This window comes from Streptomyces sp. NPDC021115 (assembly GCF_044333065.1).
Taxonomy (GTDB): Bacteria; Actinomycetota; Actinomycetes; order Streptomycetales; family Streptomycetaceae; genus Streptomyces.
Window position 1 is genome coordinate 425,909 of the sequence record NZ_JBIRQF010000003.1, and the last position, 24,789, is coordinate 450,697.

Annotated in this window: 17 protein-coding genes and 2 pseudogenes; 13 read left to right on the plus strand and 6 right to left on the minus strand. The window is 72.7% G+C overall.

Annotated features, from left to right (window positions below; translation table 11 throughout):
• Window positions 1-133 precede the first annotated feature (133 nt).
• From ACH4TL_RS11935 to ACH4TL_RS11965, 7 genes and pseudogenes are all read left to right on the plus strand, one after another.
• A pseudogene (locus ACH4TL_RS11935) lies at window positions 134-1,015 on the plus strand (hypothetical protein); the annotation flags it as partial.
• Between the two features lie 162 nt (window positions 1,016-1,177).
• Window positions 1,178-1,987 (plus strand): SDR family NAD(P)-dependent oxidoreductase, encoded by an 810-nt coding sequence (locus ACH4TL_RS11940; RefSeq protein ID WP_398318446.1) that lies wholly within the window; start codon window positions 1,178-1,180, stop codon window positions 1,985-1,987.
• Between the two features lie 71 nt (window positions 1,988-2,058).
• Window positions 2,059-3,426, plus strand: a complete 1,368-nt coding sequence (locus tag ACH4TL_RS11945) for an MFS transporter (RefSeq protein WP_398318443.1) — start codon at window positions 2,059-2,061, stop codon at window positions 3,424-3,426.
• Window positions 3,427-3,465: 39 nt separating this feature from the next.
• A complete protein-coding gene (locus tag ACH4TL_RS11950; protein WP_398318440.1) occupies window positions 3,466-4,326 on the plus strand; it encodes an oxaloacetate decarboxylase in 861 nt (286 codons plus the stop codon).
• Window positions 4,327-4,334: 8 nt separating this feature from the next.
• Complete coding sequence (locus tag ACH4TL_RS11955) at window positions 4,335-5,336, plus strand: C-terminal binding protein (protein WP_398318437.1); 1,002 nt, start codon at window positions 4,335-4,337, stop codon at window positions 5,334-5,336.
• Between the two features lie 15 nt (window positions 5,337-5,351).
• Window positions 5,352-7,226 (plus strand): bifunctional sugar phosphate isomerase/epimerase/4-hydroxyphenylpyruvate dioxygenase family protein, encoded by a 1,875-nt coding sequence (locus ACH4TL_RS11960; RefSeq protein WP_398318434.1) that lies wholly within the window; start codon window positions 5,352-5,354, stop codon window positions 7,224-7,226.
• Window positions 7,227-7,266: 40 nt separating this feature from the next.
• The gene (locus ACH4TL_RS11965) at window positions 7,267-7,995 is read left to right on the plus strand and encodes a GntR family transcriptional regulator (protein ID WP_398318431.1); all 729 of its coding nucleotides are present in this window, start codon (window positions 7,267-7,269) and stop codon (window positions 7,993-7,995) included.
• Between the two features lie 7 nt (window positions 7,996-8,002).
• Here ACH4TL_RS11965 and ACH4TL_RS11970 read toward each other — a convergent pair whose 3' ends face one another.
• From ACH4TL_RS11970 to ACH4TL_RS11985, 4 genes are all read right to left on the minus strand, one after another.
• Window positions 8,003-9,283, minus strand: coding sequence for a DUF1266 domain-containing protein (locus ACH4TL_RS11970; protein WP_398318428.1), 1,281 nt, complete (start codon window positions 9,281-9,283; stop codon window positions 8,003-8,005).
• A gap of 39 nt (window positions 9,284-9,322) precedes the next feature.
• Window positions 9,323-9,631 (minus strand): hypothetical protein, encoded by a 309-nt coding sequence (locus ACH4TL_RS11975; protein WP_398318425.1) that lies wholly within the window; start codon window positions 9,629-9,631, stop codon window positions 9,323-9,325.
• Between the two features lie 352 nt (window positions 9,632-9,983).
• Window positions 9,984-10,970, minus strand: a complete 987-nt coding sequence (locus ACH4TL_RS11980) for an FkbM family methyltransferase (protein WP_398318422.1) — start codon at window positions 10,968-10,970, stop codon at window positions 9,984-9,986.
• A 189-nt stretch (window positions 10,971-11,159) separates the two neighbouring features.
• Window positions 11,160-12,692 (minus strand): glycoside hydrolase 43 family protein, encoded by a 1,533-nt coding sequence (locus ACH4TL_RS11985; protein WP_398318713.1) that lies wholly within the window; start codon window positions 12,690-12,692, stop codon window positions 11,160-11,162.
• A gap of 358 nt (window positions 12,693-13,050) precedes the next feature.
• Here ACH4TL_RS11985 and ACH4TL_RS11990 point away from each other — a divergent pair, with 358 nt between their 5' ends.
• Entirely contained in the window at window positions 13,051-14,616 is a 1,566-nt protein-coding gene (locus ACH4TL_RS11990) for a GMC family oxidoreductase (protein WP_398318419.1), read from the plus strand.
• A gap of 1 nt (window position 14,617) precedes the next feature.
• On the opposite strand, the gene ACH4TL_RS11995 is transcribed toward ACH4TL_RS11990, so the two are convergent.
• Window positions 14,618-17,296, minus strand: a complete 2,679-nt coding sequence (locus ACH4TL_RS11995) for a SpoIIE family protein phosphatase (protein WP_398318416.1) — start codon at window positions 17,294-17,296, stop codon at window positions 14,618-14,620.
• A 261-nt stretch (window positions 17,297-17,557) separates the two neighbouring features.
• On the opposite strand from ACH4TL_RS11995, the gene ACH4TL_RS12000 reads away from it, so the two are divergent.
• The 4 genes from ACH4TL_RS12000 (at window position 17,558) to ACH4TL_RS12015 (ending at window position 22,062) form a co-directional block, all read left to right on the plus strand.
• Window positions 17,558-18,013: a hypothetical protein gene (locus ACH4TL_RS12000; RefSeq protein ID WP_398318414.1), complete on the plus strand. Its 456-nt coding sequence runs from the start codon at window positions 17,558-17,560 to the stop codon at window positions 18,011-18,013.
• Between the two features lie 576 nt (window positions 18,014-18,589).
• Complete coding sequence (locus tag ACH4TL_RS12005; RefSeq protein WP_398318411.1) at window positions 18,590-19,693, plus strand: PLP-dependent cysteine synthase family protein; 1,104 nt, start codon at window positions 18,590-18,592, stop codon at window positions 19,691-19,693.
• Window positions 19,690-20,991, plus strand: a complete 1,302-nt coding sequence (locus tag ACH4TL_RS12010) for an MFS transporter (protein WP_398318408.1) — start codon at window positions 19,690-19,692, stop codon at window positions 20,989-20,991. The genes ACH4TL_RS12005 and ACH4TL_RS12010 overlap by 4 nt, the downstream gene beginning before the upstream one ends.
• Before the next feature lie 168 nt (window positions 20,992-21,159).
• On the plus strand, window positions 21,160-22,062 hold the full coding sequence (locus ACH4TL_RS12015; RefSeq protein ID WP_398425232.1) for an SDR family oxidoreductase: 903 nt from the start codon (window positions 21,160-21,162) through the stop codon (window positions 22,060-22,062).
• A gap of 16 nt (window positions 22,063-22,078) precedes the next feature.
• On the opposite strand, the pseudogene ACH4TL_RS12020 reads toward ACH4TL_RS12015, so the two are convergent.
• A pseudogene (locus tag ACH4TL_RS12020) lies at window positions 22,079-23,090 on the minus strand (DUF5954 family protein).
• Window positions 23,091-23,206: 116 nt separating this feature from the next.
• On the opposite strand from ACH4TL_RS12020, the gene ACH4TL_RS12025 reads away from it, so the two are divergent.
• Window positions 23,207-24,715 carry a cryptochrome/photolyase family protein gene (locus tag ACH4TL_RS12025; protein WP_398318402.1) on the plus strand — a complete coding sequence of 503 codons (1,509 nt, stop codon included), beginning with the start codon at window positions 23,207-23,209 and terminating at the stop codon, window positions 24,713-24,715.
• The last annotated feature ends 74 nt before the right edge of the window (window positions 24,716-24,789 follow it).

Genomic DNA, 24,789 nt, shown 5'->3' on the forward strand with positions numbered 1-24,789 from the left:
GTACCCACCGTGCCGCCCCGCATGGGGAAACGCCTCAATCTGCGCAAGATGCGCAAAATGGGCTAGCGTCGTAGATATGAAGGCCGTACGACGTGTCTTCCCGATGGCGCTGCCGCTTCCGGTGGTCGTCGCCGCGAGCCCCGCCACCCCCAGCGGCAGCACCGGTGCGCTGGGCCTGCTCATCACCCTCGGCGTGCTGCTCGTCGTCGGCGTCGGCGGCACCTACCTGGTCGGCCGGCGCGTCACCGGGCGGCGGCTGCGGGAGAACCGGGCCCGGCTGGAGGAACTCCGCCCGGTGGTGGACGAGGACATCACCGCCTTCGGCGAGGAGCTGACCCGGGTCGGCTTCGACCCGGGTTCCCCGAAGGCCGACGAGCCGATGCGCGAGGACTACACCCGGGCCCTGGACTCCTACGAGCACGCGAAGACGGCGATGGAGAAGGCGCAGCGCCCGCAGGACGTACGGGAGGTGAGCGAGGCGCTGGCGCACGGCCGCTTCTCGCTCGCCACCCTGGAGGCCAGGCTGGACGGCAAGCCGCTGCCGGAGCGACGCCCGCCGTGCTTCTTCGACCCGCGGCACGGCCCCTCGGTCGAGGACCGGCGGTGGACCCCGGCGGGCAGCACCGCGGAGCGGACCGTTCCGGTCTGCGCGGCGGACGCGGCCCGGCTGGACGACGGCGAGGAGCCGATGGCCCGGCAGGTCGACACCGCCGCCGGGCGGCGCCCGTACTGGGACGCCGGACCCGCGTACGGACCCTGGGCGTACGGCTACTTCGGCGGCGCCCTGCTGCCGGGCCTGCTGACCGGCACGCTGCTCGGCACCGCGCTCGCCTCGCCCTACGGGTACGGGGACTACTACGGGGCCGGTCCGGCCGGTGACTACTCCGGCGGTGATCATCCGGGCGGCGACCACTCCGGCGGCCATTCCGGCGGCGACTTCGGCCCGGGCGACTTCGGGGGCGGCTTCGACGGCGGCGATTTCGGCGGCGGCTTCGGCGGGGGAGACCTCGGCTGAGGGCGACATCACCCGCGTACCGCCGCTCCATGGCGCAACAAACCGCGCGGGCAATCTTGTGCACACATCTTGTATCCCAGATTGCCGAACTCTAGTGTCCCAGTCTCAACGGCCCGGCCTGCCCACCCTCCATGGCCGGGCGCATCGACGAAAGGGACGAGAGTGGCAGACCTCAGCGGTCTCCGCGTCGCGGTCACCGGTGCCGGGCGCGGCATCGGACGGTCCATCGCCCTGCGGCTCGCCGCGGCGGGCGCGCACCTGGCCGTCATCGACCGCGACGCTTCCCGCGCCGAGGCCGTGACGGCCGAAGCGGCCGCTCTCGGCCGCCCGGCGCTCGCCGTCGCGGGCGATGTGACCCGCGCCGCCGACTGCGCCGAGATGGTGCGGCGCACCGCCGACGGCCTCGGGCGGCTCGACGTCATGGTCTGCAACGCGGGCATCGTGCAGGTCAAGCCCTTCCTGGAGATCACCGAGGAGGACTGGGACGCCACGTTCGCCGTCAACGTCAAGGGCGCGTTCCTCACCATGCAGGCCGCCGCCGCGAGGATGCGCGCCCAGCCACGTCTGGACGATGCCCGCCCGCGCGGGAAGATCATCACGATGTCGTCGATCGCCGGACGGTACGGCGCCGGCCCGATGGCACCCCTCACTCCCCACTACCGCGCCAGCAAGGCGTCCGTCATCAGCCTCACCCAGACCGCGGCCTACGCGCTGGCGCCGGACATCACCGTCAACGCCATCTGCCCCGGCCTGGTCGGCACCGACATGTGGCGCCAGATCGACCAGGAGTGGTCCGCCACCGAGGGGTGGGCCGAGGGCGAGGCGTGGCAGCGGCGCACCGCCGTCGTACCGCTGGGCCGCCCCCAGACCCCGGACGACGTCGCGGGCCTCGCCCTCTATCTCTGCTCACCCGATTCCGACTACATGACCGGTCAGGCCGTCAACATCGACGGCGGACTGATCATGAGCTGAGCCGCCCCCCCACGCACACGCGCCCCCACACCTCCCGTACGGCCCTCCTCCCCGCACGATCGAGGAAGCACATGACACACGCACCCAGCGGCACCCCCGCCCCGACTCTGGACGAGGCCGGGCAGCGGGCAGCCGTCTCGCGCATCTCCTGGCGCATCCTCCCGCTCATCGCGGTCGGCTATGTCATCGCGTACGTCGACCGCACCAACATCGGCTTCGCCCAGCTGGGCATGGGCACCGAACTGGGCATCAAGGCCGCCGCGTACGGCCTCGCCGCCTCGATCTTCTTCGTCGCGTACTTCTTCTTCGAGGTGCCGAGCAACCTGCTGCTGCGCCGCTTCGGCGCCCGCGCCTGGCTCGCCCGCATCATGGCGACCTGGGGGATCATCACCGTCATCACCGGGTTCACCACCAACGTGCAGATGCTGTACGTGATGCGCTTCCTGCTCGGCGTCGCGGAGGCCGGGTTCTTCCCCGGCATCATCGTCTACCTCACCCTGTGGTTCCGCTCCGGGGACCGGGCCGTCGCGCTCGGCTGGCTGGTGCTGGCCCAGCCGGTCTCGTTCATCTGCGGCGGGCTCCTCGGCGGCCTGATCCTCGATCACACCGGCTGGTTCGGGATGCCGGGCTGGCGCTGGCTGTTCATCCTGACCGGCGTCCCCGCGGTCCTGATGGCCGTCGTGACGTACGTCTTCCTCCCGAACTCCCCGGCCACCGCGCGCTGGCTCGCCCCCGCCGACCGCGACTGGCTGCGCGGCTCCCTGGAGGCCGAACAGGGCACCGGACACGACGAGGGCGTACGGGCCCAGCTCGCCGCCCTTCGGAACCCCCGGGTGCTGCACCTGGCCGCCACCCATCTCGCGCTCGCCGTCGGCACCTACGGGTTCAACCTCTTCCTGCCGCTCATCATCAAGCAGATCAACCCCGCCTACTCGGCCACCAGCATCGGCTTCACCGCCGCCGTCCCCTACATCTGCGCCGCGCTCGCGCTGCTGCTCACCGCGCAGCTGTCCAAGCGCGCCCGGGAACGCAAGTACCTGGTCGCCGTACCGCTCGCCATGGGGGCCTTCGGCCTCGCCGCGGTGATCGCCCTGCGCCACCACCCCGGGCCCGCGGTGGTGGCGCTCGCCATCACCGGCATCGGCGCCTTCGCCTGGCTGCCGCCGTTCTGGTCGCTCACCACCGACAGCCTGTCCAAGACCCACGCCGCGGTCGGCATCGCCACCATCAACTCCATCGGCAACCTGGGCGGGTTCTTCGGCCCGTACATCGTCGGCAAGGAGACCGACGGCGAAACCGTCACCGCGGGCCTGCTGATCCCCGTGGTGTCCCTGGCCGTGTCGGTCGTGCTGATCCTCCTGTGGCGCAGCCCCGCCCGGCAGCCCGGCTCCGGAAGCGGCCCGGCCGCGGTGGCGGACACTCCCGCCGCCACCCTCTGACCGCGCGCCCTCTTCGACACCCACCGAAAGGAGCCGACCGTGTCAGCCGCCACGTCGCTCAAGTCCCTCCTGGAAGGACCCGGCATCGTCCGGGCCCCGGGCGCGCCCGACTCGGCCACGGCCCGCCTCGTCCAGGCCGTCGGTTTCCCGGCCGTCTACATGACCGGCTTCGGGGCCACCGCCAGCCGACTGGGCACCCCCGACATCGGGCTGCTCACCCAGACCGAGATGACCGAACACGCCCGCAACATGACCCGCGCGGTGACCATCCCGGTCATCGCGGACGCCGACACCGGATACGGCGGCCCCTCCAACATCCACCGCACCGTGCGCGAATACGTCCAGGCCCAGGTGGCGGCCATCCATCTGGAGGACCAGGTGGCGCCCAAGCGGTGCGGCCAGATGAGCGGCATCCGGCTGATGGACGAGGACGAGAGCGCCGCCCGTATCGCCTGCGCCGTCGAGGCCCGCGGCGGTGACGACCTGCTGATCATCGGCCGCACCGACGCACTGCCCGCCGCCGGGATCGAGGAGGCGGTACGCCGCGCCCGCCGCTACCGGGACGCGGGCGCCGACCTGGTCTTCGTCGACGGCATCAAACGCGTCGAGGAGGTGGAGGCCGTCGCCAAGGCCGTCGAAGGGCCCAAGGTGGTCTCCATCGTGGACGGGAACGAGACCACCCGGCTCACCGCCACAGACCTGGCCGACATGGGTTTCTCGATCGTCTTCTACGCGGTCACGGCGCTGTTCACCGCCACCCGCGCGGTCGCCGACGCACTGGACCACCTGCGCGCCGCCGGAACCCCCGCGGGCGGCCCGGCCCAGCACACCTACGCCGAGTTCTGCGACCTGGTCGACCTCGGCTTCCACCAGGACCTCGACCATCGCTTCGGGAGCTGAGCGCCATCATGTTCACCGTGGTCGTCACCGACTACGAATTCGCCGACCTCGAGCCCGAGCGGCAGGTCCTGGAGGCGGCCGGACTCAACCTCGTACCCGCCCAGGCCCGCACCGAGGACGAGCTGATCGAGATCTGCGCCGACGCCGACGCCGTGATCAACCAGTACGCCCCCGTCACCGCCGAGGTCATCCGCCATCTGACCCGCTGCCAGGTGATCTCCCGCTACGGCATCGGGCTCAACACCATCGACGTTCCGGCGGCGACCGCGGCGGGCATCGCGGTCGCCAATGTGCCGGACGGCTCGCTGGAGGAGGTGTCCGACCACGCCGCCGCGCAGATCCTCACCCTCGCCCGGGGGCTGCACCGCTACGACGCCGCGATCCGCCGCGGCACCTGGGACTACACCGTTGCCGGGCCGCTGCGGCGGCTGCGCGGACGCACCCTCGGGCTCGTCGGATTCGGCCGCATCCCGCAGCGGCTCGCCGAGAAGATGAGCGGCTTCGGGATGACCCTCCTCGCCCACGACCCCTGCCCCGACGCCACCCGGGCGGCGGCGCTCGGCGTCCGGCTCGTGGACCTCGACACCCTCTGCCGCGAGGCCGATGTGGTGTCCGTGCACGCCCCGTTGACGCCGGAGACCGAGGGGTTGATCGGGCCCGGGCAGTTCGCCGCCATGAAGCCCACCGCCTGTCTGGTCAACACCGCGCGCGGGCCGGTGGTGGACGAGGCCGCGCTGACCGGGGCGCTGCGGTCGGGACGCATCGCGGGCGCCGCCCTGGACGTCTTCGCCCACGAACCCATCGGGCCCGACAGCCCGCTGGCCGGTTGCGAGAACGTGGTCCTCAGCCCGCACACCGCCTGGTACTCGGAGGACTCCGAGATCGAGATCCGGACGAAGACGGCCCGCAACGTGGTAGAAGTCGCCCAGGGACGGCTGCCCACCTACCTGGTCAACCACGACGTCCGGCACGGCGTCATCCCCGCCCGCGCGACAACGCCCGCTCCGTAGGAGGAGGAAGAGCATATGACCCGTACCGCGGTGGCCACGGTCTGCCTGTCCGGGACCCTGGACGACAAGCTCACCGCCGCGGCGGACGCGGGATTCGCCGGGGTGGAGATCTTCGAACCCGACCTCGTCGCCTCCCCGCTCGCCCCCGCCGCGATCCGGGCCCGCTGCGCAGACCTCGGCCTGTCCATCGACCTCTACCAGCCCTTCCGCGACCTCGACTCCACCTCCCCCACCCGCTTCGCCGCCAACCTGGCCCGCCTGGAGCGGAAGCTGGAGGTGATGCGGCAGCTGGGCACCGACACCCTGCTGGTGTGCTCCTCGGTCTCCCCGGACGCCGTCCCCGACCCCGACCTGCTCGCCGGGCAGCTGCACACCGCGGCCGAGCGCGCCGCCGCGCACGGCATACGCATCGCCTACGAAGCCCTCGCCTGGGGCGCCCACATCGACACCTACGAGGCGTCCCTCGACGTGGTCGCCCGCGCGGACCACCCGGCGCTCGGGCTGTGCCTGGACAGCTTCCACATCCTCTCCCGCGGCTCGGACCCGGCGGGCATCCGGGACATCCCCGCCGAGAAGCTGTTCTTCCTCCAGCTCGCCGACGCGCCCCACCTGGACATGGACGTCCTCCAGTGGAGCCGCCACCACCGGCTCTTCCCCGGCCAGGGCGCCTGGGACCTGGCCGCGTTCCTCGCCCACGTACAGGCCGCGGGCTACCGGGGGCCGCTGTCGCTGGAAGTGTTCAACGACGTGTTCCGCCAGGCCGACCCCGGCCGCACCGCCATCGACGCCCACCGCTCGCTGCTGGCGCTGCGGGACGCCACCGCCCGCCGCGCGGACGGGCGTTCGGCCGGTGCCGGGCCCGCCGAACCGGCGTTGCCGAAGGGGTCCGTGCCCACCGGCGTCGCGTTCGCCGAGGTGGCCGTCGACGCGGAGTCCGGGCCGCTCATCGCGGGGGCGCTGGCCGGGCTCGGCTTCACCCACACCGGCCACCACCGCACCAAACCCGTCCAGCTGTGGACCCAGGGCGAGGCCCGGCTGCTGCTCAACACCGGAGTGACCCGCCCCGGCGGCGCCATCCGCGCACTGGGCCTGCACACCGCCGACCCCGGCGCCTCGGCCGCCCGCGCCGAGGCGCTGCTCGCCCCGGTCCTGCCGCGCACCCGGGGCCCGGCCGAGGCCGACCTCGCCGCCGTCGCGGCCCCCGACGGCACCGAGGTGTTCTTCTGCGGCACCGGCGACGACTGGCTGGCCGACTTCACCCCCGCCGCCGACCCGCCGGACCGGCCAGGCGCGGGCGTCACCCGCATCGACCACATCGCGCTGACCCAGCCGTTCGACCACTACGACGAGGCCACGCTCTTCTACCGCGCCGTCCTCGGCCTTAACCCCCAGCCCACCGCCGAATACGCCGCCCCCTTCGGCCTGGTCCGCAGCCGGGCCTTCACCGACCCCGCCGAACGTGTCCGCATCGCGCTGTCCGTCACCCTGCTGCGCCGGGGCGACTGGGCGCCGCCGGTCACCAGCCCCCAGCACATCGCCTTCGCCACCGACGACATCGTGGCCACCGCCCGCTCCGTACGGGACCGCGGAGCGCCGCTGCTGACCGTCCCGGACAACTACTACGACGACCTCGACGCCCGGCTCGGCCCCGACCCCGCGCTCCTGGCCGACCTCCGTGAGCTGGGCATCTTCTACGACCGCGACGCCGACGGCGCGTTCCTCCACTGCTACACCGAGATCCTGGGCGGCGCGGTGTTCTTCGAACTCGTCCAGCGCCTCGGCCGGTACAGCGGATACGGCGCCCCCGACGCCCCCGTCCGCATGGCCGCCCACCGCACCGCCCGCCTCGCCCAGGCGGGGCCGGATCCGGCGATACGGCGCTTGCGGTAGCGTTCGGGATACCCAGGGACATACCCACGGACGGAGGGGCATGGCACGCACGACGGGCGGCGGACGGTCCTCGTCGCTGGCTTCCGAGGTGGCACGCCGCCTCCGCGCGGCCATCGTGGACGGCGAGTTCGACCTCGGCGAGGCGCTGTCCGAGGACGGTCTCGCCTCCGCCCTCGGGGTGAGCCGCACCCCGGTCCGCGAGGCCCTGCGCATGCTGCGGCTCCAGGGCCTGGTCGAGATCGTGCCCAAGTCCGGGACGTATGTCTTCCAGCCCACCGAGGACGAGATCTTCGAGCTGTGCGAATACCGCACCACCCTGGAGATCCGCGCGGCCCAGCTGGCCCTCGAACGCAACCCGGACGCCGCCCTCGCCGCCATGCGCCGGGCGGCCCGGGCCATGACCGACGCCCTGGCGGGCAACGACACCAAGGCGTACGGCAGCGCCGACACCGCCTTCCACGAGGCGTTCTTCGCGCACTGCGGCAACCGCTACCTCAGCGACGCCTACCAGATGAGCCTGGCCCGGGTCTCGGCCCTCCGGGTCCACCTCACCTTCCTCGCCACCACCGAACCGGCGCGCTCCTTCGAGGAACACCGGCGGATCGTCGAGATCTTCGCGGCGGGCCGTAACGACGAACTGGAAGAGATCCTGAAGGGGCACATCATGCGGACGCGCGAGAACTACGTGCTGGCCCTGCGCGCCCGCGCCGCCCGCGACTCCGAGTCCAAGGCGGCGGGCCTCCGCCGGAAACTGGGCCTGTCCAGCTGACGGCCGCTCACTGCCAGGGGATCGTGAGCCAGGGGCTGCCGGGGTCGGTGGTGAGAATGCGGTGCGCGTCCAGCATCTCCTGGTACCAGGTGCCGAATTCCTCCTCGTCGAAGTGCAGACACCGGCCGAGGATGTAGGAGGCGGAAAACTCCTCCCAGGAGCGGTAGTTGAGTCGACCGAGCCTGCTGGCGCGGGCGATCGCGTCCTCGGCCTCCCGCTGGTCGCAGTAGCGGGCGCCCAGCCCCCAGCGGGCCATCCCGGCGGCCCGCCCGTAGTCCCACGCCTCCACGGACGGGATGAACTTCCCCTCCGCCAGCAGCTCATCGGCGCGGAAGCGCTTCTCGTAGCGGGCGATCCGGCCGATGAGCCGCTGCACCCCCGCGATCTGCGCCGCCACCTCGGCGCCGTCGCGCGGGCCGACCTTGGTCACCCCGTCCGCGCTCAGCCGGTACTCGGTTCCCTCGGCGCCCCGCCGCAGCACCTTCTCGGCCGCCTGCCGCCACTGGTCCACCTCGATGGGGCCGCCGAACTCCCGGGACAGCGACCGCCGCACCCCGAGAACGAACTCCCAGGCGCCGCGGACCTGGTCCGCTTCGAGCAACTGCTCCTGGTAATGCCGCCACTCCTCGCGGCTGGTGATGCCCCACCACTCCTTGAGGCGGCCCTTCTCATTCTTGTAGCCCGTGCCGTGGTACGCGATGGCGTTCCACAGGTCCCCGTTGCTGACGGAGAGCAGCGCGATCAGCCCCAGACCGTGGGCCACCGCCCCCTTCGCCGCCCCGCTTCCCTCCAGCGAGCGCAGCCGCATGCGGTAGTGGGGCCGACCGCCGCTGTCGCGTTGTTCGACGCGCCGCACATGCTGCTGCCACAGCGCGCGATGGGCCGGTGTCGCGGGGAAGAACACCTCACAGGGGCTCCCCGGGTTGATCACGATCCATGAGGTGTCGCTGTCCCGCCACCCGTCCGCGAGCCAGCCCAGGTCGGTGCGGCAGAAGGCGGTATCCGCGTCGGGATCGGGCAGCATGCCATCGGTGAGGAGGGGCAGGCAGTTGGCCCGGACCTGGGAGTACCAGTAGGGCGTCAACACATAGGTTCCCGGATCTTCCTCGATCCGGGCCACGGAGTCGGCGAAGAAGAGGTCTTCCTCGGCCAGACAATCGAAGAACGCGGGCCAGTCACCGCGCAGCTTGGCCTCGTACAGCCTCCGCTCGATCTCACCCGGCGCCTGCCATGCGGGCGGCGCCTGATGTTCCGTACGGCCGACCGCGTTTCCCTCCCCGTAACCCATGACAGAGGACTCTACCGAGCGCCGCCGGCCGGGCCCGCGCTACCCCGCGATCAGATTGGCGAGGAAGAGCAGGACGACCGCGGCGGGCAGCAGCCCGGCGAGGGTGCCCGGCCGGAGCAAGAGGGGTTTGCCCAGGGGGAGTCGGCTGGCGAAGGGGTCGGGGCCGGGCTCCGGCAGGCGCTCGATCTTCGCGTGGGCCCGCAGATTCAGGATGATGGTGACGGGGTTGAACAGGATCGCGGACAGCGGATGCCACCACCCCTGCCACATCGTCATGGCGGTGTGCTTCCGGAAGAGCGCCGTACCGCAGGTCCGGCAGAACTGGCCCTTCCGTTTCCGGAACAGCATGATGAAGAACAGCCCTTGGTGGTGCCGGAGGGCCACCGGGGCCGCGGGCGATCCGCCGCACATGTGGCACGCGAGCTGCCACGGCGCGGCATACGGCGCCTCCGGCCCGGCCGGGCGCGGCGACGGAGCGGAGTGAAGGGGATACCCCGGCAACGCCGGCCGATCGGCCGCGGGTTGCGCCGTTCCGTGTCCCGTGCCGGGAACCGCGCCATAAGGGTTGCCGGGCAGTGTCGGCAGCGACATGGACTTCCTCACCCCGAGTTCCAGTTGTCCGACACCCTATGCGACGTGGCGTCCACACGGCCGCCGCGGCCTCATGGGGCCGGTGTCACCGGCCCCATGAGGCATCGCTTCACTTGGGGGCGGCGTCCGCGCGCATCATCACGCAGTCGAACTCCACCACGCGTCCCGTGGTGTCCTCGCGGGTCACCGGGTACATGCCGGTGATCCCGAAGCCGCTGTTCTCGTACGCGGCGATGGCCTGGCTCATCGGGGGGCTTCCCTCGTAGAGCCGCAGCGTCGCCACCTCCGACTGCAGGCCGACGAACTCCTTGATCCGCTCCCCGGCGCCCGCGAACACCTCCAGGTCGTACCCCTGGGTGTCCATCTTCAGATACGGGCGGGGATCGGTGAGCCCGGCCAGCGCCTTGTCCAGCACACCGTCCAGCCTGCGGATCTCGATCTCCTCCGTGCGGTCCTTCGCGAACCGCCGGTAGCGGTCCTTGCCGTAGTCGCTGGCGGGGAGCAGGGAGTTCATGGTGGCCCAGCCCACGTGCATGGTCTGGGTGGTCTCCTCGCGGCCGAGCGCGAAGGGATACACCCACCACTCCGGATCGTCCTCGGCGGCCTTCTCCAGCTTGGCGAACGTCTCCGCGGTGGGCTCGAAAGAAACGATTCTGCCCGTATAGCCGAGCGAGCGCAGGCGCTTGGCGTACTGACCGGCGTTGGCCCCCACGTCGAAGACGCAGTTCACCTCGTACTTCGCCAGCAGCCCGGCCACATGGTGGCCGCACAGATAGGCGGCCGCCGCCAGCTGGAGCGAGCGCTCGTCGGACGCCTTCGCGTCGTAGAGGAGATGGGCGCCCGTATCGCCGAGCCGCACGTTCGTCCACGCGTCGGACGGGTCGCCACGGCCGCGGGCCACCACCCAGGTATCAGGCCGCACCCGCGTCACCGCGTAACGGCCGCCGCCACGCGTCACCAGGTCGGCCTCCCGGCCCACGGAGACGCGGCCCCGCTTGCCGCGCCGGGAGAGCACCGCGGTGCCCGAACCGAGGTCGAGCACCTGCACTCCGAGCCGGGGGAGCACATTCAGCAGCTTTCTGTAAAGGGTTTGCATCCAGACAGCCTCGCAGGTCTCAGCCGTCGCGGCTTCCCCTTACGGCCAATTGATTGACCTCTCTGCCACGTACCGGTCCCGGCCTCCCATTCTTTGAGAAAAAGTGTGCCAAGCGGCCCGACCGCCGAAGACAGCCGGGCCGCGCTCGGGTAAACGGGGAGTGGCCGAAAATCGCCTGGCCCGTGGTGGTCAGAGCGCCGGGGCCACCCGGAACCAGTCGAATTCGGCCGCGCCGGGCCGGGTGGCGTCCGCCGGTCCGGTGGCGAAGATCCCCACCGTCGCCCCGATCCAGGTGCCCGCGGTCGCCATGAACGGCACACCGAGCGGTACGAACCCCCGCCCGTCCGGGGCGGCGGCGAACCGGCACACCGCGCCCGGGCCCACGGCCACCCGCAGCCGCACCGTGGCGCGCCCCCTACCCAGTGGCACCGGCGGGGCGGTGTCCACCTCGGCGGCGTCCTCGTCCGCGGTGCGGCACACCAGCACGATCCGGTCGCCGTCGTGGCGCAGCCCCGCCCAGCAGTACGTGGCGCCCAGCATGACCAGCCCGGCGCGGGCCTCGGGGGCCGTGGTGGACAGCGTCATCGAGGTCGTCGCCGTGAACGATTCGGCGGGCAGCCGCTGACCCAGCACATTGGGCAGCAGCCGCAGGTCATGGCTGACCGGGCTCGGCCGGCAGGCCAGCGCGAGGCGGCGGGGGAAGTGGCGGAAGGACCACCAGGCCGGGTCGGCGTTCGCCTGCCAGCTCCACTGCCTCCCCAGCTCAGGGCCCGTGAACTCGTCGCTGGTGGCGGGGGCCGTCACCCTCGCACGGCCGTGGACGCGTGGCTTGGCGTGCACCAGCACCGGGGTGCCCCGGCCGCTGCCGTCGTCGTCGCCCATCACCGGCCAGCCGTCGGGGCGCCACCGCATCGGCTGGAGGTGCACCACCCGCCCGTAGGCGCCCCGGTCCTGGAAGTGCAGGAACCAGTCCTCACCGGCCGGTGTGCTCACCCACGCCCCCTGGTGCGGCCCGTTGACGGGGCTGTCGCCCTGGGCGAGCACGACGCGGTCCTCGTACGGGCCCTCGATCGATCGGGAGCGGAACGCCGACTGCCAGCCGTTGGTGACGCCTCCGGCCGGGGCGAAGATCCAGTACCAGCCGTCCCGCTTGTAGAGCTTCGGGCCCTCCAGAGTGGTGTAACCGGGCAGTTCGTCGCCGTTGACGACGACGCGGCCCCCGTCGAGCAGGGTCGTCCCGTCGGGGCTCATCCGGTGCAGTGTCAGCCGGTTGTTGATGCCGCTGCGACTCTTCGCCCAGGCGTGGATCAGATACGCCTGCCCGTCGTCGTCCCACAGCGGGCACGGATCGATCAGGCCCTTGCCGGGCTTCAGCGGATGCGGTGTGCTCCACGGGCCGCGCGGATCGGTGGCGGTCACTACGAAGATCCCGAAGTCCGGGTCGGGGTAGAAGATCCAGAACTTGCCGTCGTGGTGGCGCAGGGCCGGGGCCCACACCCCCTGGCCGTGCCGCGGTTCGCTGAAGTGGTCCCTGGGCAGCAGCTCGGTCAGGGCGTGCCCGATGACGGTCCAGTTGACCAGGTCGGGGGAGCGCAGGACGGGCAGTCCGGGGGTGCGGTTGAAGGTGGAGGCGACCAGATGGAAGTGGTCGCCCACCCGGATCGCGTCGGGGTCGGACCAGTCCGCGTTGAGCACCGGATTCCGGTACCGGCCGTCGCCCAGGTCGGCCACCCAGGGCAACCGGGCGGCCGAGTCGGCGCGGGCGGTGCCACCGGCCGCGCCGAGGGCCGCTGACGCGGCGGCCGCGCCGAGACCGGTTCGTATCACGTGCCTGCGACTGTGCTGGCTCACGGTCTTCTCCGCATCTCGAAATCTCGAATGTGGGGACGAGTGCGCGCACTTGCTCCGGTAAGCGCTTACCGCGCAGGAGTGTGGCAGTGGGGAACTTTGTGGGCAAGAAGCCAGGAGGCCCCTGATACGACGTCAGATCCACCTGGCTGCATGCCACATGAGGGCGCCGGGACAATGGGGTGCGCACGGTCCGCGCAGTTTCGGTCGAGGGAAAGTCGAAGGAAACGGGATGAACACGTACGACTACGTCATCGTCGGCGCCGGATCCGCAGGGTGTGTACTGGCGGCCCGGTTGTCGGAGGACCCCGAGGCCCGGGTGGCGCTGATCGAGGCGGGAGGCCCCGACACGGCGGAGGAGATCCATGTGCCCGCCGCCTTCTCGCAGTTGTTCAAGAGCGAGGTCGACTGGGATCTGCGCACGGGCCCGGAACCGGGGCTCGGCGGCCGGCGCGCCTATCTGCCCCGCGGCAAGGTGCTGGGCGGCTCCAGCTCGATCAACGCGATGATCTACATGCGCGGCAATCGCGCCGACTACGACGGCTGGGCCGCCGCCGGGGCCACCGGCTGGGGGTACACCGATGTGCTGCCGTACTTCCGGCGCGCGGAGGACAACGAGCGCGGCGAGGACGCGTACCACTCGGTGGGCGGGCCGCTCGGCGTCAGCGACAGCAGGTCCCGCCACCCGCTGGCCACCGCGTACATCGAGGCCGCCGAGCAGGCCGGTCACCCGCGCAACGAGGACTTCAACGGCGCGACGCAGTTCGGCGTGGGGCGCTTCCAGCTGACCCAGCGCGGTGGCATGCGGTGCAGCGCGGCCGCCGCGTATCTGCGCCCCGTCCTGGGGCGGCCGAACCTCACCGTGTACACCTCGGCGCGGGTCCACCGGGTGCTGATCGAGGGCGGCCGGGCCGGGGGAGTGGTGGTGGAGCGCCGCGGCACGGCCGAGGTGGTCCGCGCCGAGCGCGAGGTGATCCTGTCCGCGGGCGCTTACGAGTCCCCCAAGCTGCTGATGCTGTCCGGGATCGGGCCCGCCGCCACGCTGTCGGCGTTCGGTGTCGACGTGGTGCGCGACCTCCCGGTGGGGGAGGGGTTGCAGGACCACTACATGGCGCTGCTGAACTTCCGTACCGATGTCGAATCACTGATGACCGCGGCCACCCCGGAGAACGCCGCGCTGCTGGCGAACGAGGGCCGCGGCCCGCTGACCTGCAACATCGGCGAGGCCGGTGGCTTCTTTCGCAGCCGGGACGGACTGGCGGCGCCGGATGTGCAGTTCCACATGGCCCCGGTGCTGTTCCATCAGGAGGGGCTCGGCCCCGCCACCGAGCACGGTTTCGCGCTGGGCCCGTGTGTGCTCGCCCCGACCAGCCGCGGCCGGGTGACGCTGGGCTCCGCGCGGCCGGACGCCGCGCCCCGGATCACCCACAACTACCTCATGACGGCCGAGGACCAGTACTGCATCGTCCAGGGGGTCCGGATCGCCCTGCGGATCGCGGCGCAGGACGCGCTGGCCAAGGTCACCACCGGGCCGTTCGACGTGCCGGACTCGGACTCCGACGCGGATCTGCTCGCCTTCTCGCAGCGTGCCGGGCAGACGCTCTACCACCCGACGTCGACCTGTGCCATCGGCTCCGTGGTCGACCCCGAGCTGCGGGTGTTCGACGTGGCGGGGCTGCGGGTCGTCGACGCGTCGGTGTTCCCGACGGTGCCGAGGGGGAACACCAACGCGCCGGTCATCATGGCCGCGGAGAAGGCCGCCGACATGATCCGGGGCTTCCCGGCGGCCATCCGCTGACTCACCGGTGCCGGGACGGCTCGTGCTCGGCCCAGATGACCTTTCCGTGCGCGGTGTAGCGCGTGCCCCAGCGGCGGGCGAGCTGGGAGACCAGGAACAGGCCGCGGCCGCCCTCGTCGGTCACCCCGGCCCGCCGCAGATGGGGCGAGGTGCTGCTGGCGTCGGACACCTCGCAGGTCAGACCGCGGCCGCGGAGCAGCCGGATCCGTACGGGAGGGGCGCCGTACCGCAGCGCGTTGGTGACCAGCTCGCTGATGACCAGCTCGGCGGCGTACGCGGTCTCGTCTAGCCCCCAGTCCCGGATGCGCTGGGCGCAGGCGGCGCGCAGCGGCGCCACCGCGGCCGGGTCGGCCGGCACCTCCCACTCGGCCACGTCCTCCGGGGCGAGCACGCGGGTGCGGGCCACCAGCAGGGCGGCGTCGTCGGTCGGCCGGGCGGGGAGCACGGTCGCGAACAGCTCCTGGCAGGTGTCGCCGGGGCCGAGGTCCGGGGCGGCGGCGAGGGTGCGGCGCAGGAGGTCGAGGCCGGTGTCATGGTCCCGGTCGTGGCTGGCGACGAGCCCGTTGGTGTAGAGGACCAGGCGGCTGCCCTCGGGCACCGCGAGGTCGGCCGCCTCGAAGGGTTCGCCGCCCAGGCCCAGGGGCGGGGAGGCCGGTACGTCGGGGGTGTGCACGGTGCCGTCCGGGCAGGCCAGTACGGGTCCGGGGTGTCCGGCCCGGGCCACGCTGCACCGGCCGGAGGCCGGGTCGTAGATCGCGTACAGACAGGTGGCGCCGGTGACGCGCGCGCTGTCGGGGTCCGTCTCGTGTTCCAGGTCGAGCCGGGCGATCAGCTCGTCGAGGAGGGCGAGCACCTCGTCGGGCGGCAGGTCGAGGGCGGAGAAGTTCTGCACCGCGGTGCGCAGCCGTCCCATGGTGGCCGCCGCGTGCAGCCCCTGTCCTGCCACGTCCCCGACGACCAGGGCGACGCGGGCTCCGGGGAGCGGCAGGACGTCGAACCAGTCCCCGCCCACCCCGGCCCGGGCGGGCAGATAGCGGGAGGCCACCTCCACGGCGTCCTGGTCGGGCAGCGCGCTGGGCAGCAGATTGTGCTGGAGGGTGGTGACCATGGTGTGCTCGCGGGTGTAGCGGCGCGCGTTGTCGACGCACACCGCAGTGCGCGCGGCCAGCTCCCGGGCGATCACCAGATCCTCGTCGTCGAACGGTCCGCTCGGCCGGGTCCGGCAGAACGTGGCCACGCCCAGCGTGACGTCGCGGAAGCGCAGCGGGATGGCGATCAGCGAGTGGATCCCCTGGTCGAGCAGGCGCCCGGCCTCGGCCTCGTATCCCGCGGGCCGCTCGGCGGCGTCGCCGAGATCGGCGCGCAGCACGGCCTGTCCGCTCTCCAGCGCCCGGCGCTGCGGCGAGGACGGCGGGTGGACGATCTTCTCGCCCGAGCGGAAAAGCGGGTGTTCCGGTGGTGCGCCGCCGACCGCCGTGCGGTGCAGTACGCCGTGAGGCGCCTCCGGTTCCTCGCCCCGCAGCACCGGCTCCAGCAGCTCGACGGTGGCGATGTCGGCGAACCGGGGGACGGCCACCCCCGCCAGCTCCTCCGCGGTGCCGGCCAGGTCCAGGGTGGAGCCGATGCGCACCCCGGCGTCGTACAGCAGCCGCAGCCGCTCGCTCGCCGCCTCGGCCCGGCCGGACAGCGCGCGCAGCTCGGTGGTGTCCCGCAGCGTTGCCACGCTCCCGGCGGGGCCGCCCGCCCGGTCGGTGGCGCGGATGTTGACGGCCAGCAGCCGGTCCCCGGCGGCGTGCACCTCGTCGTTGACGGGCTGCCCGGCGGTCAGCAGCCGGGCCAGCCGGGGTTCGAGGCCGAGTTCGGCGACCTGCCGCCCGTCGGTGTCGGAGGTCAGCTGGAGCAGCCGCCGGGCCTCGTCGTTGGCCAGCAGCAGCTGCCCCTCGGCGTCCATGATCAGGACGCCTTCCCGGACCGAGTGCAGCACCGCGTCGTGGTGGGCGTACATGCGCGTCATCTCGGCGGGCCCGAGGCCGTGGGTCTGCCGCCGCAGCCGCCTGCTGGTCAGCGCCGTCCCGGCCGTCGCCAGGGCGAGGGCCGCGCCACCGGCCCCGAGCAGCAGTGGCAGCTGGCGGTGCACCTCGGTGTTCACGCTGTCGACCCGGACCCCGACCGACACCCCACCGGCCAGGGCGCCGTCGGCGGTGGTGACGGGGACCGCGGAGATCACGGAGGGGCCCTGGCTGGCCCGGAAGGTGCGGGCGACCGTCTTCCCTGCCAGTTCCTGCCGCACCACCGCGGCGGGGCCGATGATCCGCTTGCCGATCAGCGCCGTCTCGGGGTGGGTGAGGCGCATCCCGTGCCGGTCGAACACCACGATGCTGTCGACGCCGGTGCGCTTCCTGGTCTCCTCGGCGCGCGGCTGGAGCTGCGCCGTCGGGTGGGCACCGGCCATGGCCTGGGCGATCCCGGGCCCCTCCGCGAACGAGCGGGCGACGGCGAGGGACCGCTGGCGGGCTTCTGACGTGGCATGGTTCCGGGCCTCCAGCGCGAGCGCCGTCACCGCCAGGGAGACGAGGACGAGCGTGAGCAGGACCTGGAGGACGAAGGCCTGTCCGGCGAGGCTCGGCGCCCGTGACAGCGCCCCTATTCGGCCCCGGACCATACGAGCAGAATTGCTCATGTCGGCATTTATAACATCTCTTTTCGGTCAGCCGACAGGCCCGAGATCATGCGGGGCCCGCGTCCGCGCTCCACGCCCGCGGGATCATGTTCCGGCCGATCCGTGGCCGGGCGCAATACCTGGTCGCCGGGGGAATCGTGGCGGGGGTTCCGGTGGTGGCCCGGAGGGGTGCGCGCCGCGCGGGGGTCGCGTCTGGCTTGTTAACGACATGCCCCCGAGCGGTGTCGCAGCGTAGCTGGATCGAGCGCTTAGGATCACCGCATGGTCACGGCCCGGTCGCGTTTCGGCATCCGGTGGGTTCGCTCGGTAGCGAGCCCGCTGCGGCTGCTGTGCCTGGCCGCGCTGATGCTCGGCTTCGTCTCCCTGCACGCGGTGAGCGCCGAGGCCGTATCCGGCCATCTGGCGGGCTGCGCTTCCCCTTGGGTGGCATCCGCCGCGTACGGCGGAATCCCGGAGTCTCCGAAGACCCCGGAAGAGGTCGCGGAGAGCGGGGCCGCGGGGTCGCATCATGATGACGAGGCGGCCCATTCCTCGCACGAATGCGTCCTGGCGCAGCCGGAGCAGGGGCCCGCACTGGCGGCCCCGTGCCCTGGGCTCCCGGCCGAGGGCGCGCCCGGGGCAGCGGGGCTCACCGCGCCCTCGCATCCGGCCACCGCGATCGCGGTGGCCGGTGCCACGCCGCCCGATCTCCGGCGGACCGCGGTCCTGCGTATCTAGTTCGGCCTGGTAGCGCCGCGCCACGCCCCACTGGCGCCCGATCCGTTTCCTTGCCGACTTTCCGGCCGCCACCTCCTGCTCCCCTGCGAGACGGGAGGGCGGCCGCCGTGCGGAGAAACCGTGCCGATCACTGCCTCATGCCCTCGTCTCCGGGCCATCCTGGCGCTCCTCCTGAGCGCCTTGATACTGACCGGCCCCCTCTGCCCCGGCCACCCGGCCGCCGTGGCACACGCCCAGGCGCCGCGGGTCGCGGGACCGTCCGCCGACGGTCCGACGGGCCCCGAACACTGCGCGCCGACGCCGGGTGAGGCGTCCGGCCGGGCCGCGCAGCCTTCGGTGCGTGCCGTTCCCGCCTCCGCCGTGGCGGTGACGTGCCGGGCCGTGGTCCTCGTGGCGGCTGGTCCGGACCGTCCGCACCCCCTCGCCCCGCGCGCGCCCACGGTCAGATCCACTCTCTGCTCGACCAGCCGGTGGCGCATATAGAGGCGGCCGTCGTGGGCCGGTGCATGCCCCACCGCACCGCACCGTGCCCCGAGATGAGCATCCGACGAGCCATCAACCACCGAAAGCGGACAGATGCACTCTCTGATCCTCAACGACGCCGCCCCCACCGTCCCCGGCCTGTCCGGGCTGGTCGGCAACACGCCCGTGCTGCGGGTGTCCGAGCCGCTCACCCCGGCCGGCCGTGGCTTCTGGGCCAAGCTGGAGGGCTTCAACCCGGGCGGCATCAAGGACCGGCCCGGTCTGCACATGGTCGAACGGGCGCGTGCCCGCGGCGACCTGCGCCCCGGCGGCGCGATCGTCGAGTCGACCAGCGGCACGCTGGGGCTCGGCCTCGCCCTGGCCGGTCTGGTGTACGGCCATCCCGTCAGCCTCGTCACCGACCCCGGTCTCGAACCGTCGATGACCCGGTTGCTGACCGCCTACGGGGCCTGGGTCGACATGGTCGCCGCACCGCATCCGGAGGGCGGCTGGCAGCAGGCCCGCCGCGACCGGGTGACCGAACTCCTCGCCCGGGACGCCGGTTCCTGGTGCCCCGACCAGTACAACAACCCCGACAACACCGCCGCCTACACCCCGCTCGCCCTCGAACTGGCCTCCCAGCTCGGCCACATCGACATCCTGGTGTGCAGCGTGGGCACCGGCGGACACTCCGCGGGCGTCTCCCGTGTGCTGCGCCAGCTCTACCCCGAGATCACGGTGGTCGGGGTGGACACGGTCGGCTCGACCATCTTCGGACAGCCCGCCCGTACCCGGCTGATGCGCGGCCTGGGTTCGAGCATCTACCCCCGCAACGTCGCCTACGAGAACTTCAGCGAGGTGCACTGGGTCGCCCCGCAGGAGGCGGTTTGGACCTGCCGCCAGCTGGCCTCGTCGCACTACGCCACCGGCGGCTGGAGCGTGGGCGCGGTCGCGCTGGTCGCGGGGTGGCTGGCCCGTACGCACCCCGCGGACGCCCGGATCGTCGCGGTGTTCCCGGACGGCCCGCAGCGTTATCTGGACACCGTGTACAACGACGACTACTGCGCCGCCAACGGCCTGCTGGACCAGCCGCCCGCGGCCGAACCGGAGACGATGGGACACCCCGGCGAGCGGGAAGTGGCCCGCTGGACCCGCTGCACCTCCGTGGTCGACCCGCTCTCCGCGGGAACCCCCGTCACCCCGGAGGCCGCCCGATGAAGACGACCCTCACCCAGGTGCGGTCGTACGAGCGCAGCGTCCAGTTGTTGATGGTCAACCAGTTCACCATCAACCTCGGCTTCTACATGCTGATGCCCTACCTGGCCGCGCATCTGTCCGGGACGCTCGGGCTCGCCGGATGGCTGGTCGGACTCGTGCTGGGCGTACGGAACTTCAGCCAGCAGGGCATGTTCCTGGTCGGCGGCGCCCTGGCCGACCGGTTCGGCTACAAGCCGCTGATCGTGGCGGGGTGTGTGCTGCGCACGGCCGGTTTCGCGACGCTCGGGCTCGTGGAGTCGCTGCCCGCGCTGCTGGCCGCCTCCGCGGCCACCGGACTCGCCGGGGCCCTGTTCAACCCGGCGGTCCGGGCCTATCTGGCCGCGGACGCGGGGGAGCGCAGGGTGGAGGCGTTCGCCCTGTTCAACATCTTCTACCAGGCCGGAATCCTGCTCGGCCCGCTGGTGGGCATGGTGCTGACGGGCGTCGACTTCCAGGTCACCTGCCTGGTCTCGGCCGGAATCTTCGCCGTACTGAGCGTCGTACAGATCCGTTCGCTCCCGGCCCGCCGCGCCGACGACGACGGCACCGCCCCCGGGCGGGACGGCCGTGAGCGGGTGCTGACCCAGTGGCGCGGAATCCTGGCCAACCGGCCGTTCCTGCTGTTCTCCGTCGCCATGATCGGCTCGTATGTGCTGTCCTTCCAGGTCTATCTGGCCCTGCCGCTCGAGGTACGACGGCTCGGCGGCGAGGGGGAGTTCGGCACCGCGGCGGTGGCGCTGCTGTTCGCCGTCTCGGGTCTCAGCACCATCGTCGGGCAGACCCGGGTGACCGCGTGGTGCAAGGCCCGCATGGCGCCCGGCCGGGCCCTGGGCTGGGGGCTGGCCCTCATGGGGGTGGCGTTCCTGCCGCTGCTGGTGGCGACCGCGCTGCCGGTACCGGACGGCGGCCCAGGGCGATGGCTCCTCGCGGCCGTGCCGCCCGCGCTCGCCGCCTTCCTGCTGGCGCTGGGCACGATGATCGCCTACCCGTTCGAGATGGACACCATCGTCCGGCTCTCGGGGGAGCGGCTCGTCGCCACCCACTACGGGCTGTACAACACCATCTGCGGCGTCGGCATCACCCTCGGGAACCTGCTCACCGGCGCCGCGCTGGACGCGGCACGCGAGGCGGGCATGCCCGCCGTCCCGTGGATCGTGCTGCTCGCGCTCGGCCTGGCCTGCGCGGCGGCGCTCTTCGGACTGCACCGCACCGGCCGACTGGCACCGGTGGTGCCCGAACCCCGCCCCGCGGCGGCCTGACCCGCCGCGGCGCGACCACGGGACACCGTACGACGGCGGCCCCCGCCGGTGGCCATGCCCGGCCACCGGCGGGGGCCGCGCCACCGCCGAACAGGTGCCGCCGACCGGCGGCCACGGCGGTGGTCGCGCCGGGGCCAGGTCCCGGCCCGTACGGTCACCTGTGCCCCGATGTCCAGCCGCCCAGGAGCGCCCGTGCGGAACCCCAGCCCCCTGACCGGACGCCTCGCCGTCGTGACCGGTGCCGCCCGTGGACTGGGCGCGGCCATGGTCCGGGAGCTGGCGGGGCGCGGCGCACGCGTCGTCCTCCTCGGGCGGGAAGCGGAAACCCTCGAACAGGTGGCCGACTCGCTCGCCGCGGAAACCCACTGCTACGCGGTCGACGTGGCCGACGACGCGGCGATGACCCGGGTGGCCGGGCAGATCCACGACCGGGTCGGCAGCCCGTCGGTCGTCGTGGCCAACGCGGGCGTGGCCGAGGGCGGGCCCTTCGCCGAGTCGTCCCCGGCCACCTGGCGGCGCGTGGTCGAGGTGAACCTCATCGGCAGCGCGAACACCGCGCGGGCCTTTCTGCCCGGACTGCTCGCCACCCGCGGCTACTTCCTCCAGATCGCCTCGACGGCCGCCTTCGGCTCCGCGCCCATGATGAGCGCGTACTGCGCCTCGAAGGCGGGCGCCGAATCCTTCGCCCAGTCCCTGCGCGCCGAACTCGCCCACCAGGGGGTCGGTGTCGGCATCGGCTATCTGAGCTGGACCGACACCGACATGATCCGCGACGTGGACCGGTACGGGGTGCTGAGGGAACTGCGCGCCCATATGCCGCCGCCGGCCCGGCGCGTCCACCCCGTCGGCACGGTGGCGGCGCGCATGGTGTCCGCCGTCGAACGCCGCGCCGCCACCGTCTACGCACCGCCCTGGCTGCGCCTCGCCCAGCCGGTCCGCCCCCTGCTGCCGCCGCTGGTGACCTGGTTCTCCGCGCGCGAGCTGCCCCGGCTCGCCGAGCGGACCCGCTTCGAGGCCACCGGCCTCCTCGGGGCCGGTGGCCGCGCGGACCAGGCGGCGGCCGAGGGGTGACGGTGCCGGACCCCGCTCAGCCGCTGTCGCGGATGGTGCCGTCCTCGTCCATCGTCGGGTGCATCTTCATGGGGCCGCAGTTGTCGAGGTCCGAGGGGCGCGGCGGCTCCGGCCCGTCGGGGCCGCCGCGCACCATCCGCTCGATGCGGCAGATCCGGAACAGGCGGCCCTCCACCCGGGCCTCGTCGGACCGCCGAGCCCGTCTGAACTCCTCGGCGGCCCGCGCGTACACCGCGCGCTTGCGCTCGCCGTACTGATAGAGCAGCGGCCACATCTCGGCCATCCCCTGGTAGAGCAGCCGCCGCGCGTCGTGCGGCGTGGGCATCAGGGCGCCCTGCGGCTGCCACCGCTCCCCGGCGCACTCGGCCACGCCGAAGCCGACGGGCAGCAGCACGATGTCGGGATGGGTGGCGACGGCCCGCTCGGAGTGCTTGCGCACGAGGGCGGGGAACCGCGGTCCGGTGTAGGCGAAGTCGCTCAGCGCCAGCTTCATGGCGGCCGCCATCAGCCCGGCCCCGTCCTGCTCGGGGTCGAGGACGAATCCGGTGTCGGGCGAGCGGGTCTCGTGCCGTCCGTCCCAGGAGATGAGGGTCGGCTCCGGGTCGGTGGGCCGCGGCGGCTCCAGGTTGTGCTCGCCGGTGCGCGCGAACTCATCCCCGCGCACCACCCGGTAGCGCACGCCGAGCACGCTCACCTCGTCGAGCGGCTGCTTCTCGAGCCGGGCGACCGCCGCCAGCAGCGCGCGGCGGGTGGCGCGGTCGTCGGTGTAGTCCTTGGCCTTGAACCAGGTTCAGCTCGTCCCGGGCCTCCTGGGGTGTGCCGCTGGTCACCGGCCGCACCAGCCGCCAGTGCTCCCCGGCGTCGGGGTCCTGTATGGCCAGGCCGAAGACGGGGCCGCGGAGGGCGAGATGCGGATAGCGGGAGGACGCGTCGACGGCGTCGGCTTCGGTGACCCACGCGGCGGGGTCGTCGCGCCGCACCAGCTCCGCATGGAGCCGGTCCAGCTTTCGCTTCCAGTGTTCGGCCATGTGCGCATTGTCAGCGCTTACCGGCAGCACACGGGCGAAAATGCCTCAAGTGATCAAAAGCCTTAAATCCGATGTCACTACTGTCTGTCCGGCGATCGTGGGAAGGCGTTTGAACGATGACGGCACGTCAGCACTGGCTCTTCGGCGATCAGCTCGGCCCGCACTTCGCCGACCCCCGCCACCACGGCCCCGACCCACAGGCACCGCTGATCATGATCGAGGCGCGGTCGGTGCTGAGCCGCCGCCGCTTCCACCGGGCCAAGGCGCATCTGCTGCTGTCGGCGATGCGCCACCGCGCGGCCGAACTCGGCGACCGGATGCGGTACGTCAGGGCCCGGACCTACCGCGAGGGGCTGGCCGAGGCCGCCGGGCGGGACCCGGTGACCGTCTGCCATCCGACCTCCCGCCGGGCGCTGGAACTGGTCGGAGCGCTCGGCCACGTCGAGGTGCTGCCCGCGAAGGGCTTCCTGGTGCCGAGGGAGGACTTCGCCGCCTGGGCCGGGGAGCACGCCCGGGGCCGGTTGCGGATGGAGGACTTCTACCGCTGGGTGCGCCGCCGACACCAGCTGCTGATGGAGGGCGACGACCCCGCGGGCGGCCGGTGGAACTTCGACCAGCAGAACCGCGAGCCACCGCCGCGCGGCGCCCGGACTCTCGATACGCCCGGGCCCTGGCGCCCCGACGAGGACGAGATCGACGAGCGGGTACGCCACGACCTGGACCGCCTGGAACGCGACGGCACGGTCTCCTTCGTCGGCCGCGACGGCCCGCGGCGCTTCCCCGCGACCCGGCGCGAGGCGCTGGCGTCGCTGCGCCACTTCCTCACCCACCGGCTGCCCTGCTTCGGACCGTACGAGGACGCCATGCTCGCCGCGGACCCGGCCATGTGCCACAGCCTGCTGTCCGCCCCGCTCAACCTCGGGCTGCTGCATCCGGCCGAGTGCGTGGACCGGGCGGAGCGCGCATGGCGCGAGGGCGCCGCGCCGCTGGCCGGGGTCGAGGGGTTCGTACGGCAGATCGCCGGGTGGCGGGAGTACGTGTGGCAGCTGTACTGGCACTTCGGCGAGGACTACCGCGGCCGCAACGCCCTGCGCCACACCGCCCCGCTGCCCGGCTGGTTCCTGGAGCTGGACGCCGACGCGGTGACCGCGCGCTGTCTGGCCACCGTGCTGGCCCAGGTCCGGGACACCGGGTGGACCCACCACATCCCCCGGCTGATGGTGCTCGGCAGTCGCGCGCTCCAGGACGGCTGGGACCCGGCGGCGGTCACCGACTGGTTCCACCGCTGCTTCGTCGACGGCTACGACTGGGTCATGCTGCCGAACGTCGTCGGCATGTCGCAGTACGCCGACGGCGGGCTCATGACGACCAAGCCGTACACCTCGGGCGGGGCGTACATCGACCGGATGAGCGATCTGTGCGGCCCCTGCGCCTACCGCCCCGGGGACCGCGCCGGTGAGCGGGCCTGCCCGTACACCACCGGCTACTGGGCCTTTCTGCACCGGCACCGGGAGCGCCTGGCCGGGAACCACCGCATGGTGCGGGCGGTCCGGGGGCTGGACCGGCTGAGCGATCTGCCGGAGCTGCTGGCGCGGGCCGCGGAGCGGGGCGACGCCGCGCCATGAGCCTCTGCCGGCATTCCGAATTCCCCTTTCCTCTCGGAGGGGGAGGTGAACGAACGCTTTACGGCGCGTGAAGT